The following is a 16,661-nucleotide window of genomic DNA, read 5'->3' as shown; positions in this document are numbered from 1 at the left end:
AAGGAGAGGTATGTTAGCTTACATATTTGATAAAAAAGGAAAACCGAGATTATCTGAGAAAGAAAAACCATCTCTGCGGGAGGGAATCGGGGCGGTCATAAAACTAAAAGCCTGTTCTGTCTGTGGGACGGATATCCGTACCTATCGGTTTGGGAGCAGTAAAATCCCAGATGGAAGGATTATGGGACATGAGATCGTGGGGCAGATCGTGGAAGTAAAAGAAAAATACAGCAATGCATTTCCAACAGGCACGTATGTATCCATGGCGCCTGCCATTGGATGCGGGAACTGCAGAAGCTGCAGGCAGGGATTTACCAATATGTGTGATGACCTGAAAACCATAGGATTTGAATATGACGGAGGTTTTGCCCAGTACATGGCTGTTCCGGCATGTGCATTTGATATGGGAAATGTTTATGGGCTGCCGCAGGAAGAAGATATCACAAAATATACATTGAGTGAACCTCTTGCCTGTGTCATGAATGCGCAGTCTTATTTGAATATTGCTCCGGGGGAGTGTGTCCTTATCATAGGGAGCGGTATCATCGGCTGTATGCACGCAGAGCTTGCCCTGCATGCAAATGCGGGAAAAGTAGTGATAGCAGAGACCTCACAGGGAAGGATCAGACAGGCAGAGAAATTGCTGGAGGGAGTTACTTTTGTTGATTCTTCAAAGGAAAATCTGGAGGAAAAGATAAAAGAGTTTACAGAGGGAAATGGCGCGGATGTTGTGATAACCGCCTGTTCCGTAGGAAAAGTGCAGGAACAGGGCATGGGGCTTTTGGCAAAGAGGGGCAGGATATCCCTGTTTGGAGGATTGCCGGGGGAATCAAAAGGTTATTTGGACAGTAATCTGATCCACTACAGGGAATTATCTGTTTTTGGTGTCCACGCATCCACTCCGAAGCAGAATAAACTGGCAATGGGATATATACGGGACGGTGTCATAGATGCGGAAAAATATATCAGTGCCCGCTATCCGCTGGCACGTGCCGGGGATGCTTTTGCGGAAGCAGAAAAGGGAGAAGCCATGAAACTGGTGATCACAATGTGAAAAAGCCAAGAAGGAGAGGGAAGACAGCTTATGAAAGCAGTTAGAATGTATGCACCGGGGGATTTAAGGGTGGAAGAGGTTTCCATTCCGGAAATAGAAGAAGATGAAGTGTTGGTAAAAGTTATGGCTGTGGGGATCTGTGGCTCAGATATTCCCCGGGCCAATAAATATGGGGCACATGTTTCCCCGATCATCCTGGGCCATGAGTTCGGAGGTGTTATCATAAAAAAGGGAGAAAAGGCTGATAACTTTCAGGTGGGGGACCATGTGACCGCTACGCCTCTGATTCCCTGTTATTCCTGTCACTGGTGCAGGGAAGGACAGTATTCTCTGTGTGACAACTACGACTATTATGGTTCCAGAAGAGACGGGGCCATGGCACAGTATATTGCAGTGAAGACAAGTAATATTTTAAAAGTAGACAAAAATGTTCCTTTTGAAGATATAGCCACAGTGGATCCCTGTGCAAATGCGCTTCATGCCATGTTCAAAGCCGGTTTTAAGTCAGGGGAAACGGTATGCATTTTCGGGGCAGGGGCAATCGGTCTTTTTGCAGTGCAGTACGCAAAAATACAGGGGGCAGGAAAGATCATCACTGTGGATGTATGGGAGAAAAAACTGGATATGGCAAAAGAAGCAGGTGCAGATCACGTCATTAACTCTCTGTACGCAGATGCCATTCAGGAAGTGAAAAATTCGACCGGAGGAATTGGAGCCGATGTAGTGATTGATTTTTCGGGTTCTCCGGCTGCGCAGAAACAGTGTATCCGCTGTGCAAGAAAGCAGGGCAAAGTGGTACTTCTGGGAATCTCACATCAGGGTCTTGCCTTGTCGGAGGAGGAAGTGGACTATGTTATGAGAAGTGAGATTGAGATTGTGGGGTCCTGGAATTCCTTTACCAGGCCATTTCCGGGAAGAGACTGGACAGAATCCATCAAACTGTATGAGAACGGCATGTCAGCAAAGGGAATCATCAGCCACAGGATCGGTTTGGAGGATGTACCTGAAGTCTTTCAGAAAATTGACGCAGGTGGTTATTTCTTCAGCAAAATCATGATATTTCCCAATGGTCAGGAGGCAGCATGAGAGAGAACAGAGAGATTTTAGGACATATTGACCATACCCTTTTAAAAGCTGCCGCAGACTGGAAAGAGATCCGGAAGCTGTGTGAGGAGGCTATTTTATATGAGACCGCTTCTGTCTGTATTCCGCCCTGCTATGTGGAGAGGGTACATAAATGCTATGGGGACCGCCTGAATATCTGTACGGTCATTGGTTTTCCCCTGGGATACAATACGAGGGAAGCCAAGGTGTTTGAAGCAAAAGACGCGGTATCCAAAGGAGCCGGGGAAGTAGATATGGTGATCAATATCGCTGATTTAAAAAATGGGGATACCGTGAAGGTGACAGAAGAAATCCGTGCTGTAAAAGAAGCGGTAGGGGATGTTGTTTTAAAAGTGATCATTGAGACCTGTTATCTGAGTGAACAGGAGAAAATTGCCATGTGCAGGGCAGTTACCCATGCCGGTGCAGATTATATCAAGACCTCTACAGGCTTCGGTACAAAAGGGGCTGCGATTGAGGATATCCGTCTGTTTAAAAAATATATTGGGGAAAATGTAAAAATAAAAGCAGCGGGCGGAATACGGACCAGAGAAGATCTGGAAGCATTCCTTTCTGAAGGATGCAGCAGGATCGGAACAAGTTCGGCGGTAAAACTACTAACAGAACCAACAGATTGATTTCAGACGGCAGGTTTGCCGCAAGGGGGACGAAAATTGGACAGGCAGTTACTTATGGCGGTGGATTTGGGGACCAGTTTTATTAAATGCGGTGTGTATGACACACAGAGTAATTGTGTGGAAGAAGCCATGGAACCGGTGAAGGATGAAAGGCCTGCGCCGGGAGTGTTTATTCAGAAGGGCGAAGATTTGTTTGCCTCTGTTGTTCATTGTATTAAAATGGTTTCAGAAAAACTTGGGGAACAGGCACAGGATCTTGCAGCGATCGCCTTTACAGGACAGATGTCGGGATTCATGGGGGTGGGGAAGGACTGGGAGGATATTACCACATGGTCCTGTTCCCTGGATTCCCGGTATATGCCTTATGCAAAAAGGCAGATGCAGGAACTGAAAGATAAATTTCTGGAGATCAGCGGGACAAATTTTCCGCAGATGGCACCAAAATATGAATGGTTTGCCGCTGAATACCCGGAACTTTCTGAAAAGATAGAAAAGTATGTGATGATCAGCGGCTATGTTATCGGAAGACTGGGAAATCTCGGGACAGAGGATGCTGTGATGGACCGCTCCTATGCTTCCTGGACAGGGCTGGCAGATATCAGGGATAACACCTGGTCAAAGGAGATTTGTGAGAATATAGGGCTGGATGAAAAATTTCTGCCCAAAATGGTGGGGTCTAATACAATCTGCGGATATCTCGGCAAAGAGGCAGCAAGGGCAGTGGGGTTAAAAAGCGGTATACCTCTTGTCTCCGGGGCAGGGGATAAGGTGGCAGGATGCCTGGGCGCCGCAAATGTGGAGGCAGGAGATATTGTGTTCGAGGCCTCGTCATATGGGGAGATCAGCTGCTGTGTGGAAGATTACCGCCCGGATGTGCAGGAAAAACGACTGGATATACTGGCAGCCGCGGTGCCGGGAAAGTATTATGTGACACATTTTATTGCTGGCTCAGGTATTACGCTGGATTGGTTTGTGAAGCATTTTGTCAGAAAAGAGGAATCATTAAAAGATGCCTTTGCCAGAATCGACCAGGCAGCTAAAGCGGTTCCCGCAGGTTGTGACGGCATGATGGCCATGGGCCTGCTGGGAGGCAGTTCCATGCCTTTGTCGGAAGATTTGAAAGGCCTATTTATGGGGTTTGACTGGAGCCATGATACAGAACATTTCTATCGTGCACTTTTGGAGAGTTTTTCTTATGATTTTTCCCTTGCATTGGAACGTGTAGATTGTTTGTATCCGGAATACTCCTGGGATACTGTTAAGATGATTGGCGGAGGGGCGAAGTCTGCCCTGTGGCCTGCAATGGCTGCCGATATCACGGGGAAAAAACATGGTACCCTGGACAGAGGGGATGTGTCCATGTGGGGGGCATGTATCCTTGCAGGAAATGCCGTAGGTATTTTTGAAAATCCGGAGGAGACAGCAAAAAAACATGTAAAGGTTTCTAAAATATATCAGCCTTCTGCGGCTGACTGCAAATTATACGAGGACAGGAAACGTTTGTATAAAGCATATATGCAGGAATTGCCGGCTTTTTATAAAAGGCTTGAAAAATGTTCGTGAGGATAAAATATGGAGAAGATTAATCTGAATCAAGGATGGAAGCTGCATGATTCCCCTCTTTACTGGCAAAAGGAGAAACTGGAAGCAGTGAGAGCATTTCAGGATGGCTGGCTTACCTGTGATGTGCCTGCAGATGTCAGAATGCCGCTGATTGAAAATGGGGTGATTCAGGACCCCGTAACTGCGGATCATTGTCTGGAATCAGAGTGGGTGGAAAAGCGGGCGTGGTGGTTTTTTAAAGAATTTGAGCTTTCCGGTTTATCAGGAAAGACATTGGAACTGGTTTTTGAAGCACTGGATACAAAGAGTGATATATTCATAAACGGGCAGTATGCAGGTAGTCATAGAAGCGTACATTATCCCTTTGTTTATCCTGCCGGACATATGCTGAGAGAGGGGAGAAATGAGATCGCTGTGCGTGTATCCACAGGACTTGAAGACGTTACAGATGAACAGCTCTCTCAGCTCAACTGGGCTGTGTGCCGGGAGGATGACAATGGAGGAAAATACCGAAGCGATTACCGCAGGGCTTTTGTGCGCAGGCCTCAGTACACGGTAGGATGGGACTGGGGGCCCCGTGTAGTTACCTGCGGCATTGTGGGGGATGTATATCTTCTGTCCTGTGGAAAGGCTGTCATCAGGGATGTGGAAGCAAAGACGCGGCTGCACGGAGATACTGCCGGCCTGACGGTGACAGCGGAGGTGGAAAGCCTGCCTATGGTATCTACCCAGACCTGTGATATTCAGGTGACAATCTCTTATGAAGGAGAGTGTTGTGCTGCATCTGTCTTGAAGGATCAGCTTCTGACCTCGGGGATGAATTATTTTTGTCTAGATATGGAGATAGAACATCCGAGGCTGTGGTGGCCAAATGGATATGGTGAGCAGCCATTGTACCGAATCTCAGTGGAGATGATCCTGGACGACAGTAGTAAGGAGTACAGGGAAATCACATATGGTATCCGCTCGCTGAAACTGGATACATCGCCTATGAGGGGAGAGAAAAGAAAGTTTCAGTTTTATGTCAACGATGTCCCTGTTTTCTGCAAAGGCGGTGACTGGATCCCGAATGACTCCATATATGCCAGAGTTACAGACCGGAAAATAGAGAAGCTTTTAGAGGAGGCAGTGAATGCTAATTTCAATATGCTGCGCATCTGGGGCGGGGGATTGTATGAGAGGGAAGGTTTTTATCAGCTCTGCGACCGGAAAGGGATTTTAGTATGGCAGGATTTTATGTTTGCATGTGCCACTTATCCGGACCATTTGGAATGGTTCCGGAGGGAGGTGCAGAAGGAACTGGACTATCAGACCAGACGTCTTCGCAGCCATGCCTGTATGGCATTGTTCTGCGGTAGTAATGAGAACCACTGGCTCTTTAATTCCCAAGATAATCCCAGGTGGCAGGTTGCGTTTACCAGGGAGCAGCCATTGGGGCTGTACATATCTAATGTTCTGGCTAAAAAGGTCATACATGCCAACTGTCCGGATATCCCCTATTGGAACAGTTCGCCATATGGGGGGAAGCTGCCAAATGATGATTCCTGTGGAGATGTACACAGGTGGCATAACGGTTTTATGAGTCAGGATATGGAGGAACGTATAGAGCCGGTCCTGTATGATGAGGTCCGCTCCAGGTTTGTCAGCGAATATGGCTGTATCGGCCCGTGCTGTGTAGAATCCATATGCGAATATATGGGAACAGACAAAGTGGAAAGAAGCGGCAGAGCATGGGAAATGCATTGTAATGTTTTTGAGAGAGACAGTGTATATGCGGGGATTCGGAAACACTACATTGACCAGCCTGAGAGATTGGGGATGGAGGAGTATGCCCTCTATGGCGGTATGTTCCAGGCTCTGGTCTTAGGGTACTCTCTGGAAGCCATGCGTGCACGGATGGATTGTTTCGGCGCCTTATTCTGGATGTACAATGATACCTGGGGGGAGACAGGATGGACTGTCATAGACTATTATCTGAGAAGAAAAATATCTTATTATGCGGTGAAACGGGCACTTGCTCCCATCAGGCTTGTTATGCGCCGTGAAAATGATGAACTGGTTATATGGGGACTCAATGATACAAATGCAGCTGCCCAGGCAGAAGGAGAACTGGGATATGTTTCTTTTGACGGAAGGGTAAGGAAACTGAAGCCTGTTATATTTAAACTGGAAGCAGCGTCGAGGAAATGTGTGCTGCGGGAAAGGCTTCCAAAGGAAGATTACAGGAAGGGCAGTATTATGTTCCTGGCATCAGGGGGACCGGAGGAAAGTGTATATTTAAGGATAGGGGATATACGCACTCTGGAGTATGATAAGAATTCGATCGAAGTCTTACAGACAAAACAAACAGGACATTATACCCATGTGACGGTAACAAGCAGAGGTTATGTCCATGGTGCGTATGTGAAAGGCGGATATTCCTGTTCAGATAATTATTTTGATATTCTGCCGGGGGAAATAAAGGAGATTTTGGTAGAGAATCAGGAGAAACACGCACTCCATTTTGGACAGGTAAGGTAAAGGGGGAAGAATTTTATGAATCAGACAAAAAAGCTTCAGACATTATTTCCAATTGGCACCAAGTATTCCGCTTACAGAGACAGAAGCAGCCGGCATTGGGAGTATGACTTTCAAAATATGAAGGAGTGCGGTATGGACACTGTCAGGGTCCATGCTACATGGGGAACCATAGAGCCGTCGGAGGGCGAGTTTGATTTTTCTTATTATGATGCTATTCTGGAAGCAGCAGTAAAACATGGACTTCAGGTGATCTTTACTTTATATTTGGTGTGTACGCCTGAGTGGGTGTATGAGAAACATCCTGACAGCCGTTATGTATCAGCAGCCGGAACCGTATGGACGCCTCATCAGCAGGCGGATGCGGCCACAGGCGGATGGCCGGGATTATGCCTGGACAGTGAAGCACACAGGAAAACCATTGAAAACTTTATCCGTGGGTTTACAGAGCATTATAAAGGGAATGGAAATATCGTTGCCTTTGATGTGTTCCATGAACCTACAGAGGAGCCCTCTCAGCAATATTACCAGAATGAATGGAGAGAATTGGTTTATTGCTACTGTGAGCATTCAAAGGAAAAATTCAGAACGTGGCTGAAAGAAAAGTATGGTTCTTTGGAAAAATTAAATGAAACATGGACAAGACAATACCAAAACTGGGCACAGGTAGAACCGCCGCGGTCTGTAGGCGTGTATACAGATTGGCTGGACTGGAAGTATTTCCGATCTGACGCGCAGGCGGATGCCATGAGATTTTTGAGTGAGACGGTTAAAAAGTATGATGAGGACAGATGTACGGTGGTACATACTGCCATTTATGAGACGGGACATCCGGTGGTGACATCCAATGACCATTATAAACTGGCCGGTACAACAGATATGCTGGGAAGTTCCATGTATGATTTTGTCAATCCGGAGATCACGGCATTTGTCTGTGACCTGCTGCGAAGTGCAGGCGGCAATGGTCCATATTGGATTGGGGAGACAGGCACCGGAGCAGGTCCCATGTATGTCTTTATTGGGGAGAGGACAGAGGACAGTTTTTGTTTCTCCATTCCCATTACCGGAGATGAGATCAAACGGCAGACCTGGGGACAGATCGCCAGGGGAGCGAAAGGGATCCTTTTCTGGGGATGGAGGCCCGAACTTTCCACGGTGGAGACCATATCACTCGGTTTTACAGAGAGAAACGGGGAGCCTACCGAGAGATGCCGGGCACTGAAAGAGTTTAATCAGGTATTTCAGCCATATAAAGAACAGCTTGCTGAGGCAATGGCTCCAAAGAGTGAGGCTGCCATTCTCTATAATCTTGACAGTATTTTTACAGAGGGCCTTATTTCCCTGGGCTTATCGGGAAGCTGTATGATACGGAAGCAGAACAGATACTATAAAGATTCCCTTTCCTTGATGGGTGCTTATAAACTATGTATGCAGAACCAGATACAGCCGGATTTTGTATGTAAAGACCAGGTCTTGAACGGAGAACTTGAAAAATACCGGATTCTGCTGCTGCCATACAGTGTCAACCTGTCTTCTGACATGGCAAGAGCCATTGAAACGTTTGTTCGCGGCGGTGGCAAAGTGATCAGTGACGGTCTGTGCGGATATTTTACGGACAATGGATGGGGAGCAGAAGTGTGTCCCGCCGGGGGTCTTGACCAGGTGTTTGGACTGCATGTAAAAAGTGATTACAGAACGATCAATGAGGAGGATATTATTCTGGACGGCAGGCGGTATGAACATACAGCAAAAGTCATAGCTGAAAAAATCGTGCTTCATGAAAATGCGGAAACGGTAGCCACACTTTCCGATGGCCTGCCTATTATGACAAAAAGCACATACGGCCAGGGAAAGACTGTCTACCTGGGAACCTTATTTTTTGCAAATGCAATGTGGAATTATTCAGGGGATACAAACAGACTTTTCAGAAAAGCACTTGATATGGCAGAATATCATTCGGATATTTGTTTAAGGGGACAAAAGGAAGAGCAGAATGTGGAAGTCCGTGTATTGGAACGGGAACAGGATAAGTTTGTCTTTCTTATTAACCATGAAGCAGAGCATTTGGGCATCAGTCTTGATATGAATCTTGGATGGTGTGCTGAAGTAACGGATATTGTAAAGAAAGAGACCCGGCATTCCGGAGAAGTGTTGAAGATGACATGTAATCTGGAACCACAGGAAGTGAAAATCTTTCACTGCATAAAAGAGTGATAAGAAAAGAACCATTCAGAGCTTAAATCCATAGATTAAGCGGAATGGTTCTTTTCTATTCTGTTGTATATAGATACAGACCAAGGGTGGAGGGCTGATTTTAAGAAATCATGCATCCTGAAGCTTAAACCAAACCTCCACCGTCCTGTTCACAACTTCGTCAATCCTGTCTCTGTCCCTGTTCTCGATCACTTCATAGACCGCCATATGGGTCTGATACACATATTCGCCATTCTGGTGCTTATGGGTATTGGTAATGGATGCCTGCATAAAGTCCATGACAAAAGCATATATCCTGGCAGCAATCTGGTTATGGCAGGCCAGGCCCAGGAGACGGTGAAAATCCAGGTCATTTTCTGTTATTTTGGACTGGTCAGCGCCGCTGTCGATTAGTGTCTTTAGTTGTTCCAGGTTTTCCGCAAGTTTTTTGCGTTCCACGGCATTCTCTTCGTAATGCTCCAGAACCAGTTCGAGAATATCCGTTTCAAATATTTTCCGAAACTCATAGAGATTGGAAATGTCAGGGTTGGATACAAAAAAACTGAACAGAAGGGAATCAATCAATTCGTTTCCCGGTGTTTCACACACATAGGTCCCGTTTCCTACCCGAATGTCTACCAGTCCGAACGCTGAGAGGATTTTCATGGCTTCCCTTACGGAGCCGCGGCTGACGCCTAAACCCTCGGAAATTTCCAGTTCATTAGGAAGCTTATCTCCTGGTTTCAGGCGCCTTTCCATCAATAGCTGTTTGATGCTGTTTACAACTATATCTACAGCAGACTCTCGTTTGCTGGCCTCAAATAAATTACTCATATTTTATACCACTCCGATTATCATTTATTTATTCTAATGCGTAACTGTTCAGTATCCTCACAGTTACAGGCAAAAATCCATGCAGAATCGCCTTTGGCGATGGGATTTTTGCTTGGCTGCGGAATGCTTTCTTACGGTCAGCGCAGTGAATGCGCAGATCTACTGAATAGTTACTCTAATACTATCAAAAAAAAGATAAAACGTCAAACAAATGAACAGAAATCGTTATTCGCGGCCAGTCGCAGACAATATCGGGCCAGATATTTTTCTTTATTCTCCCCAGAGATTCATAGCTGTGGATGGCTGTAGGATGGACCAGGTATCCACGGAATTGGTGATAACCTCATCAATCCTGCCGGCATCCCTGGATTCGATCAAATCCACAATATCTCGATGAAGTTCATAAACAATTTCACCGCTGCGTCCTTTATGAGTTGCGGCAATGGAAGGCTCCATAAAGTCTATGATGAAATTATAAACCCGTTCAGCCAGCAGATTTTTGGAAGCCTGACCTAAAAGTCTGTGAAATTCCAGGTCATTTTCTGACAGTTTTCTGCCGGAGTCAGCGACAGCCATTAGACGCTCTAACTGCTCTAAATTCTCCCGAAGCGCTTTCCGTTCTTTTCCATTGTCATCGTAATGCTCCAGGATCATGGTGAGAATATCAATTTCAAAGATATGCCGGAACTCGTACAGATCATCAATCTGTGGATTGGAGATAAAGAAACTGAACAGAAGGGAATCCATGGTGGTATTTCCCGGGGTTTCACATACATATGTGCCGTTTCCCACCCGGATATCCACCAACCCGAAAGCAGTCAGGATCTTCATAGCCTCCCTGACCGAACCGCGGCTCACGCGCAGTTCCTCCGATATCTCCAATTCGCTGGGAAGCTTATCCCCTGGTTTTAATGTTCTTTCCATTAACAGTTGTTTGATACTGTTGACAACCAGATCTACAGCAGATTCCCGCTTGCTTGCCTCAAATAAATTACTCAAATATTCACCTCCAAACGGTTAAAAGTTAGTAAGAGTCTCAAATGATTTAGCAGTTGTTAATATCTTATCATGGGGAAACATCATACGTCAAATATTAGATATAAGATATTTTGCATAATATTTCCTAGGTAAATTTATTTTTGGCAGCTCTGTTGACCATAACATTGGCAGGAGTTATGACCGGATGCGGAAACAGCAGCGGAGGAGGGAATACTGATACCTCTGCGGCACAATCCTCAGGCAGTACAGCAGACAGCGGGACAAAAAGCGAAGACACCATGCTTGGGGCAGACAGTGCCACAATGAGATTAAAGGTGGGAACGACCACAGCACCGGAAGGCCATTATGTAAAAGGCCTGCAGGAAATGCAGAAGTTGCTGGAGGAATACAGCAGCGGGGAGATGACGCTTGATATTTATCCAAACTCTCAGTTGGGAAATGAAAGAGATATGATGGAAAATGTGGGAATGGGCGTACAGGAGATGTGTCTCATATCTACAGGTCCCATACCGAATTTTGTCTCTGATTTTGCGGTTCTGGACCTTCCTTACCTGTTTGAGGATGAGGAACATGCATATGAGGTGCTGGATGGTGAAGTGGGAACTTCCCTTCTGCAGCAATTGGACGGCCAGGGAATCAAAGGAGTTGGTTTCTGGGAAAACGGGTTCCGTGAGGTGACCAATGACAAAAAAGAAATAAAGACACCGGATGACTTAAAAGGCATGAAAATCCGTACCATGGAAAACAGCGTACATATGGAAACATACCAGTCATTAGGCGCAACAGCAACTCCAATGGCCTGGAGCGAAATATTCACAGCCCTTCAGCAGGGAACCGTGGATGGACAGGAAAATCCAATTGCCATCATTGAGTCGGCAAAAGTATATGAGGTACAAAAATACGTTTCCATGATTGACATTTTCTATTCCCCCTGTGTGCTGATGATTGCCCAGAGCACTTATGATGGATTTACGGACGCGCAGAAAGAGGCCTTCGACAAAGCAGCGGAGGAAGCCAAGGATTATCAGAGGGATTACAGCAGCAACTATAATAAAGAAGCAATAGAAAATATGAGGGATGCAGGCGTTACGGTTACAGAAGTGGATAAAGCGGTGTGGAAAGATGCAGCGAGTGCGGTATACGACCGGTTGGACAGCCTGAAGCTGAATAAGGAACTGGTAGAAAAGATACAGTCATCTAATTAAATAGAAGGAGTGGACATTTTGGAAAAGCTGTTTAACGGACTTAAAAAGGCGGAAGAGGTGCTTCTGGTTGTGTTAATGATCCTTATGTGCGCAGTTATCTTTGTTGCCACGGTTGCGCGTTTCACCGGTTTGTTTGTGATCCCATGGGCAGAAGAACTTGCAAGATACTGTATGATCTGGGTGATCTTTCTGGGGATTGGTGTTGCGGCGTGCAATGGAGAGCATTTCTGCGTGGAAGCTTTGGAACTGTTTTGCTCTAAAACAGTGCTGAAGGTGATATACATACTGGATTCGGTACTGGTAGTTGCATTTAGTTTTTTTGCCTCCTATTACGGAGTGACCATTCTGCAGAAGCAGATGGCAAGTGGGCAGGTTACGCCGAGTCTGCGCTGGCCTATGTGGATCATGTATCTGTCCATTCCTCTGGGACTGATTCTGATGGCCCTCTGCTATGCGTGGAATACATTTGTGAAGGTTACACAAAAAGAGAAAGCAGAAGAGATTGGGCAAAAGGAGGAAAAGAAAGAATGATCATAGGAATGTTGTTCGGAGTTTTGTTTGTCATGCTGTTTTTGGGCGTTCCCATTGCCATCTGTCTGGGGATTGCGGTATGTGTGGCAATTGTCGCCAGCGGGAATTTCAATCTGCTTCCAGCGGTTGCACAGAGAATGTTTACCCAGGCGGATAATTTTACCCTGATGGCGGTTCCGTTCTTTATACTAGCGGGTAATATTATGGAAAAAGGCGGAATTTCCAAACGGCTCATAGATTTTATTGAGATTTTAATGCGAAAGATCCCGGGCCGCCTGTCTTGTATTACCGTGGTAGCCTCCGCGTTCTTTGGAGCTATCTCCGGTTCCAATCCGGCAACCGTAGCTGCCATTGGCGGTATCACGGTTCCACGGATGAAGGAGAAAGGATATCCGGATGATGTGGCGGCAGCCGTTGCAGCCTCCGGCGGGACCCTGGGAGTTGTCATACCTCCCAGTATTCCCATGGTAACTTACGCGGTGACGGCCTCTGTATCCGTGGGGACTATGTTCATGGCAGGTGTCATTCCGGGGCTTCTGCTAGCGGCAGTGCTGATCGCCACCAACATTGTTATCTGCAAAAAATACGATGCTGCGGAGAACAGCAAAGTTACACTCAGGGCTTTTGCCCACTCTTTTAAAGAAGCACTTCTTGCGATCTTTATGCCGGTCATCATTCTGGGCGGCATTTACGGCGGCTTGTTCACGCCAACGGAATCTGCGGCGGTGGCCTGTGTGTATGCTTTTATCATAAGCGTATTTGTATATAAAGAGCTGACCATAAAAGACATTTATGAAATTTTCCGTAAATCAACCGTGAGTTCAGCCGTTGTCTTATTTGTCGTCAGTATGTCAGCGCCCTTTGCATGGTTTATGACCAACCAGAATATTCCAACCTTCATTGCATCCAGCGTACTGGGACTGTTCACCAATAAGGTGGCATTACTGCTGATGATCAATGTGATCCTGCTGTTCCTGGGATGTTTCCTGGAAACACAGTCCATCATTCTGCTGGTGACTCCTATTTTGCTGCCAATCGCAGCGTCACTGGGATTATCACCAATTGCGTTAGGTATCATCATTATTATCAATACCTCCATCGGTATGATAACACCGCCGATGGCAGTGAATCTTTTTGTCGCTTCGGGTATTGCCAATACCAGTATAGGTAAGATCAGCAAACGGATCATCCCGTACCTGTGTATAGAAGTGGCAACTCTGCTGGTCATGACTTTTGTTCCGGCAATCATCACCTGGCTTCCTGGCATGATGGGAGTTTGATCGTAACTTATAAACATATAAATTTTAAGGAGGTTTTAGCATGAATAGCGCAGAACTGAAACAGGTGGCTGATCATCTTAGGATGACAGCCGTGGATATGGTATACAGAGGGAAGGACGGACATCCGGGACCGGCACTGTCCATTGCAGATATTATGGCAGCACTTTTCTTTGATGTGATGAGAGTGGACCCTGCAAACCCGGATTGGGAGGACAGAGACCGTTTTATCCTGTCAAAAGGCCATGCCTGCCCCATTTATTATGCCGCATTGTCAGAAAAAGGATATTTTGGAGAAAAAATAGAGGACTTCAAGCTGAGAGCACTGGGAAGTAGGTTCCAGGGACACCCGGTCATGAACAAGACAAAGGGTGTTGATATGACATCCGGTTCCCTGGGAAATGGCATTTCCATTGCCGGAGGCATGGCTATGGCCGGTAAATACAGAAAGAAGGATTACTATGTATATGCCATTGCCGGAGACGGGGAGCTTCAGGAGGGAGTATGCTGGGAGGGGATAAATTCCGCAGCAGCCCATAAACTGGACAATCTGATCGTATTTGTGGACAAGAACGGATGGCAGAGCGGTGCCTCTGTGCAGGATACCATTGGCTCAAATAATATAAAAGAGCGTTTTGAGGCTTTCCGGTGGGATGCACAGGAGATTGACGGGCACGATATTGATGCGATCAAGGCAGCCGTCGCAAAAGCGAAGGAAGTTAAGGGAAAACCAAGTGTGATTGTATGTAATTGTGTAAAAGGAAAAGGACTTTCTTTCATGGAAAATGACAATGCATGGCATAAGGGAGTACCAACAGAAGAACAGTACCAGCAGGCGGTAAGAGAATTAGGAGGTATGGAATAATGACAGAATTTAAGGGGACGAGAGAGGCCTTTGCTGCTGCGCTTATTGATCTGGCAGCAAATGACGATAAAATCATGTTTGTTTCACCTGACTCATTAAAAGCAATGCGTGCCACAAAGTTTGCAGAGCTGTATCCTGACCAGTATGTGGAGGTGGGGATATCCGAGCAGAATGCGGTGGATACGGCGGCAGGACTGGCGGCAGCAGGATTAACTCCGTTTGTAGGCACTTACGCTGGATTTATGACCATGCGTGCCTGTGAACAGATGCGGACATTTGTGGCATATCCCAACCTGAATGTAAAGTTTGTGGGCATCAACTCCGGGCTTCTGGGAGGAGAGAGAGAGGGAGTTACCCATCAGTTTTATGAGGACCTGGGAATTCTCTCAAATATTCCCAACTATACGATCCTGACACCAGCGGATGGATATCAGACGTACAAAGCAGTACAGATGGCAGCAGAGATCAACGGGCCGGTATATGTCAGGGCCGGAAGCGGAAGAGAGGCAAATGTGTACGAAAAAGATGCACCATTCTCCCCGGAGGGAATAACTATCCTGAGAGAATACGGAGATGACACACTCCTTTTGTCCAGCGGTTTTGTACTGGAACGTGTTCTTGCCGCAGCGGACCTGCTAAAGGAACAGGGTGTGAACGTGACAGTGGGAGATATCAACATTTTATATGGAAAGAACCCGGAGAAGATAGTGGAAGCGATCAAAAAAGCGAAAAAGATCGTGACTGTGGAAGATCATAATGAGAACGGCGGTCTGGGGGCATACATAAGCAAGTTGGCAACAGAACATGCACCGAAATTTGTAAAACGTATGGGGCTTACCACCTTTGGAGAATCCGGCCCTGCAAAAGAACTGGCGGATTTTTACGGATTCTCACCGGAGAATATTGCAAAAACGGTAAAAGAAAACTTATAACAGCCATTGGTATAGTGATAATGGAATAATTGGAAAAGAGGAAAAAAACATGAGTAAGATTGTAGTAAGTGTAATTGGTGCAGGCGGTAAAATGGGAACAAGGACAAGCAACAATCTGGCAAAAAAACCGGATGCGTTTGAACTGCTTCTGGTGGAGGCCACAGATGCCGGAATAAAGAGCATCAAAGAACGTGGCTTTCGGCCGACTCCGGTGGAGGAGGCCCTTACAAAAGCTGATGTGGTGGTATTTGCCGTACCGGATACCCTGATCGGAAAGCTCTCGGCTATCTATGTGCCCCAGTTAAAACCCGGAACCGGATTTATCATTCTGGACCCGGCGGCGGCAGTTGCCAGGGAATTGACACTGAGAGATGATTGTACTTTTGGTGTGGCCCATCCCTGCCATCCATCTTATTTTCTGGATCAGGACACCTTTGAGGCACGTCAGGACCGTTTTGGCGGTATGGGCGGAAAACAGGATATTGTCATGTCCAAGATCCAGGGGGAGGATGAGCGGTTTGCGCAGTGCGTGGAGGTTGCAAAACAGATGTATGCGCCGGTGGAACATGCGTATGTTATGTCCTCTGAACAGATTGCATTTTTAGAGCCGACACTTGTGGAACTGCTGGGAGCTACCTGCCTGTATGCCATGGCGGAGACCGTGGAGGAAGCAGTAAAACGGGGAATCCCTAAGGAAGCGGCAGTGTCTTTTCTCACCGGCCATATCTACAATCTGTCCGCCAACTTCCTGGGATACATTCCCGGAAATCCGCCCGTATCGGATGCGTGCAAGGTGGCGATCGGACTGGGCAGCCGTCTGGTAATGAGGGAAAACTGGAAAGATATCTGGAAAGACGAAGTGCTGGACAAAGTCATTGCAACCATGCTGCATCCGGAGACCCCGCTGATTTAACGGGAATAAGAAGCTTTTGCAGAAAGGATAAAAAGA

The 16,661-nt window shown here is 46.5% G+C and carries 14 protein-coding genes; 12 read left to right on the top strand and 2 right to left on the bottom strand.

Features of this window, described 5'->3' with window-relative positions; all coding sequences use genetic code 11:
* The first annotated feature begins 10 nt into the window (after positions 1–10).
* From CI595_RS01420 to CI595_RS01395, 6 genes are read left to right on the top strand one after another with little or no spacing between them, the layout of a single operon-like run.
* A complete protein-coding gene (locus CI595_RS01420; RefSeq protein ID WP_095170977.1) occupies positions 11–1,054 on the top strand; it encodes an alcohol dehydrogenase catalytic domain-containing protein in 1,044 nt (347 codons plus the stop codon).
* A gap of 30 nt (positions 1,055–1,084) precedes the next feature.
* On the top strand, positions 1,085–2,140 hold the full coding sequence (locus CI595_RS01415) for a galactitol-1-phosphate 5-dehydrogenase (protein WP_167388439.1): 1,056 nt from the start codon (positions 1,085–1,087) through the stop codon (positions 2,138–2,140).
* The gene (gene deoC, locus CI595_RS01410) at positions 2,137–2,796 is read left to right on the top strand and encodes a deoxyribose-phosphate aldolase (protein ID WP_095170973.1); all 660 of its coding nucleotides are present in this window, start codon (positions 2,137–2,139) and stop codon (positions 2,794–2,796) included. The genes CI595_RS01415 and deoC overlap by 4 nt, the downstream gene beginning before the upstream one ends.
* A 36-nt stretch (positions 2,797–2,832) precedes the next feature.
* Positions 2,833–4,359 carry a xylulokinase gene (locus CI595_RS01405; RefSeq protein ID WP_095170970.1) on the top strand — a complete coding sequence of 509 codons (1,527 nt, stop codon included), beginning with the start codon at positions 2,833–2,835 and terminating at the stop codon, positions 4,357–4,359.
* A gap of 9 nt (positions 4,360–4,368) precedes the next feature.
* Complete coding sequence (locus CI595_RS01400) at positions 4,369–6,879, top strand: glycoside hydrolase family 2 protein (RefSeq protein ID WP_095170968.1); 2,511 nt, start codon at positions 4,369–4,371, stop codon at positions 6,877–6,879.
* A gap of 15 nt (positions 6,880–6,894) precedes the next feature.
* Positions 6,895–9,090 (top strand): beta-galactosidase, encoded by a 2,196-nt coding sequence (locus CI595_RS01395; protein ID WP_095170966.1) that lies wholly within the window; start codon positions 6,895–6,897, stop codon positions 9,088–9,090.
* A 108-nt stretch (positions 9,091–9,198) separates the two neighbouring features.
* Here CI595_RS01395 and CI595_RS01390 read toward each other — a convergent pair whose 3' ends face one another.
* Positions 9,199–9,903, bottom strand: coding sequence for a FadR/GntR family transcriptional regulator (locus tag CI595_RS01390; protein WP_095170963.1), 705 nt, complete (start codon positions 9,901–9,903; stop codon positions 9,199–9,201).
* Between the two features lie 270 nt (positions 9,904–10,173).
* Positions 10,174–10,902 (bottom strand): FadR/GntR family transcriptional regulator, encoded by a 729-nt coding sequence (locus CI595_RS01385; RefSeq protein WP_095170961.1) that lies wholly within the window; start codon positions 10,900–10,902, stop codon positions 10,174–10,176.
* 140 nt (positions 10,903–11,042) lie between these two features.
* Between CI595_RS01385 and CI595_RS01380 the strand changes: the two genes are divergently transcribed.
* Genes CI595_RS01380 through CI595_RS01355 form a run of 6 tightly spaced genes read left to right on the top strand, consistent with a single transcriptional unit; the run spans position 11,043 to position 16,625 of the window.
* Positions 11,043–12,107: a TRAP transporter substrate-binding protein gene (locus CI595_RS01380; RefSeq protein WP_147737682.1), complete on the top strand. Its 1,065-nt coding sequence runs from the start codon at positions 11,043–11,045 to the stop codon at positions 12,105–12,107.
* Between the two features lie 18 nt (positions 12,108–12,125).
* A complete protein-coding gene (locus tag CI595_RS01375) occupies positions 12,126–12,638 on the top strand; it encodes a TRAP transporter small permease (protein WP_095170956.1) in 513 nt (170 codons plus the stop codon).
* Positions 12,635–13,918, top strand: coding sequence for a TRAP transporter large permease (locus CI595_RS01370; RefSeq protein ID WP_243135075.1), 1,284 nt, complete (start codon positions 12,635–12,637; stop codon positions 13,916–13,918). The genes CI595_RS01375 and CI595_RS01370 overlap by 4 nt, the downstream gene beginning before the upstream one ends.
* 40 nt (positions 13,919–13,958) lie before the next feature.
* Entirely contained in the window at positions 13,959–14,780 is an 822-nt protein-coding gene (locus tag CI595_RS01365; protein ID WP_095170954.1) for a transketolase, read from the top strand.
* Positions 14,780–15,712 (top strand): transketolase family protein, encoded by a 933-nt coding sequence (locus tag CI595_RS01360; protein WP_095170952.1) that lies wholly within the window; start codon positions 14,780–14,782, stop codon positions 15,710–15,712. The genes CI595_RS01365 and CI595_RS01360 overlap by 1 nt, the downstream gene beginning before the upstream one ends.
* Before the next feature lie 49 nt (positions 15,713–15,761).
* On the top strand, positions 15,762–16,625 hold the full coding sequence (locus CI595_RS01355; protein WP_095170950.1) for a phosphogluconate dehydrogenase C-terminal domain-containing protein: 864 nt from the start codon (positions 15,762–15,764) through the stop codon (positions 16,623–16,625).
* Positions 16,626–16,661 lie beyond the last annotated feature (36 nt).

Origin of the sequence: Blautia hominis (assembly GCA_002270465.1) — a bacterium.
Classification (GTDB): domain Bacteria; phylum Bacillota; class Clostridia; order Lachnospirales; family Lachnospiraceae; genus Blautia; species Blautia hominis.
The sequence above is the reverse complement of the archived record's forward strand: the minus strand, read 5'-3'. Positions and strand labels throughout refer to the sequence as shown.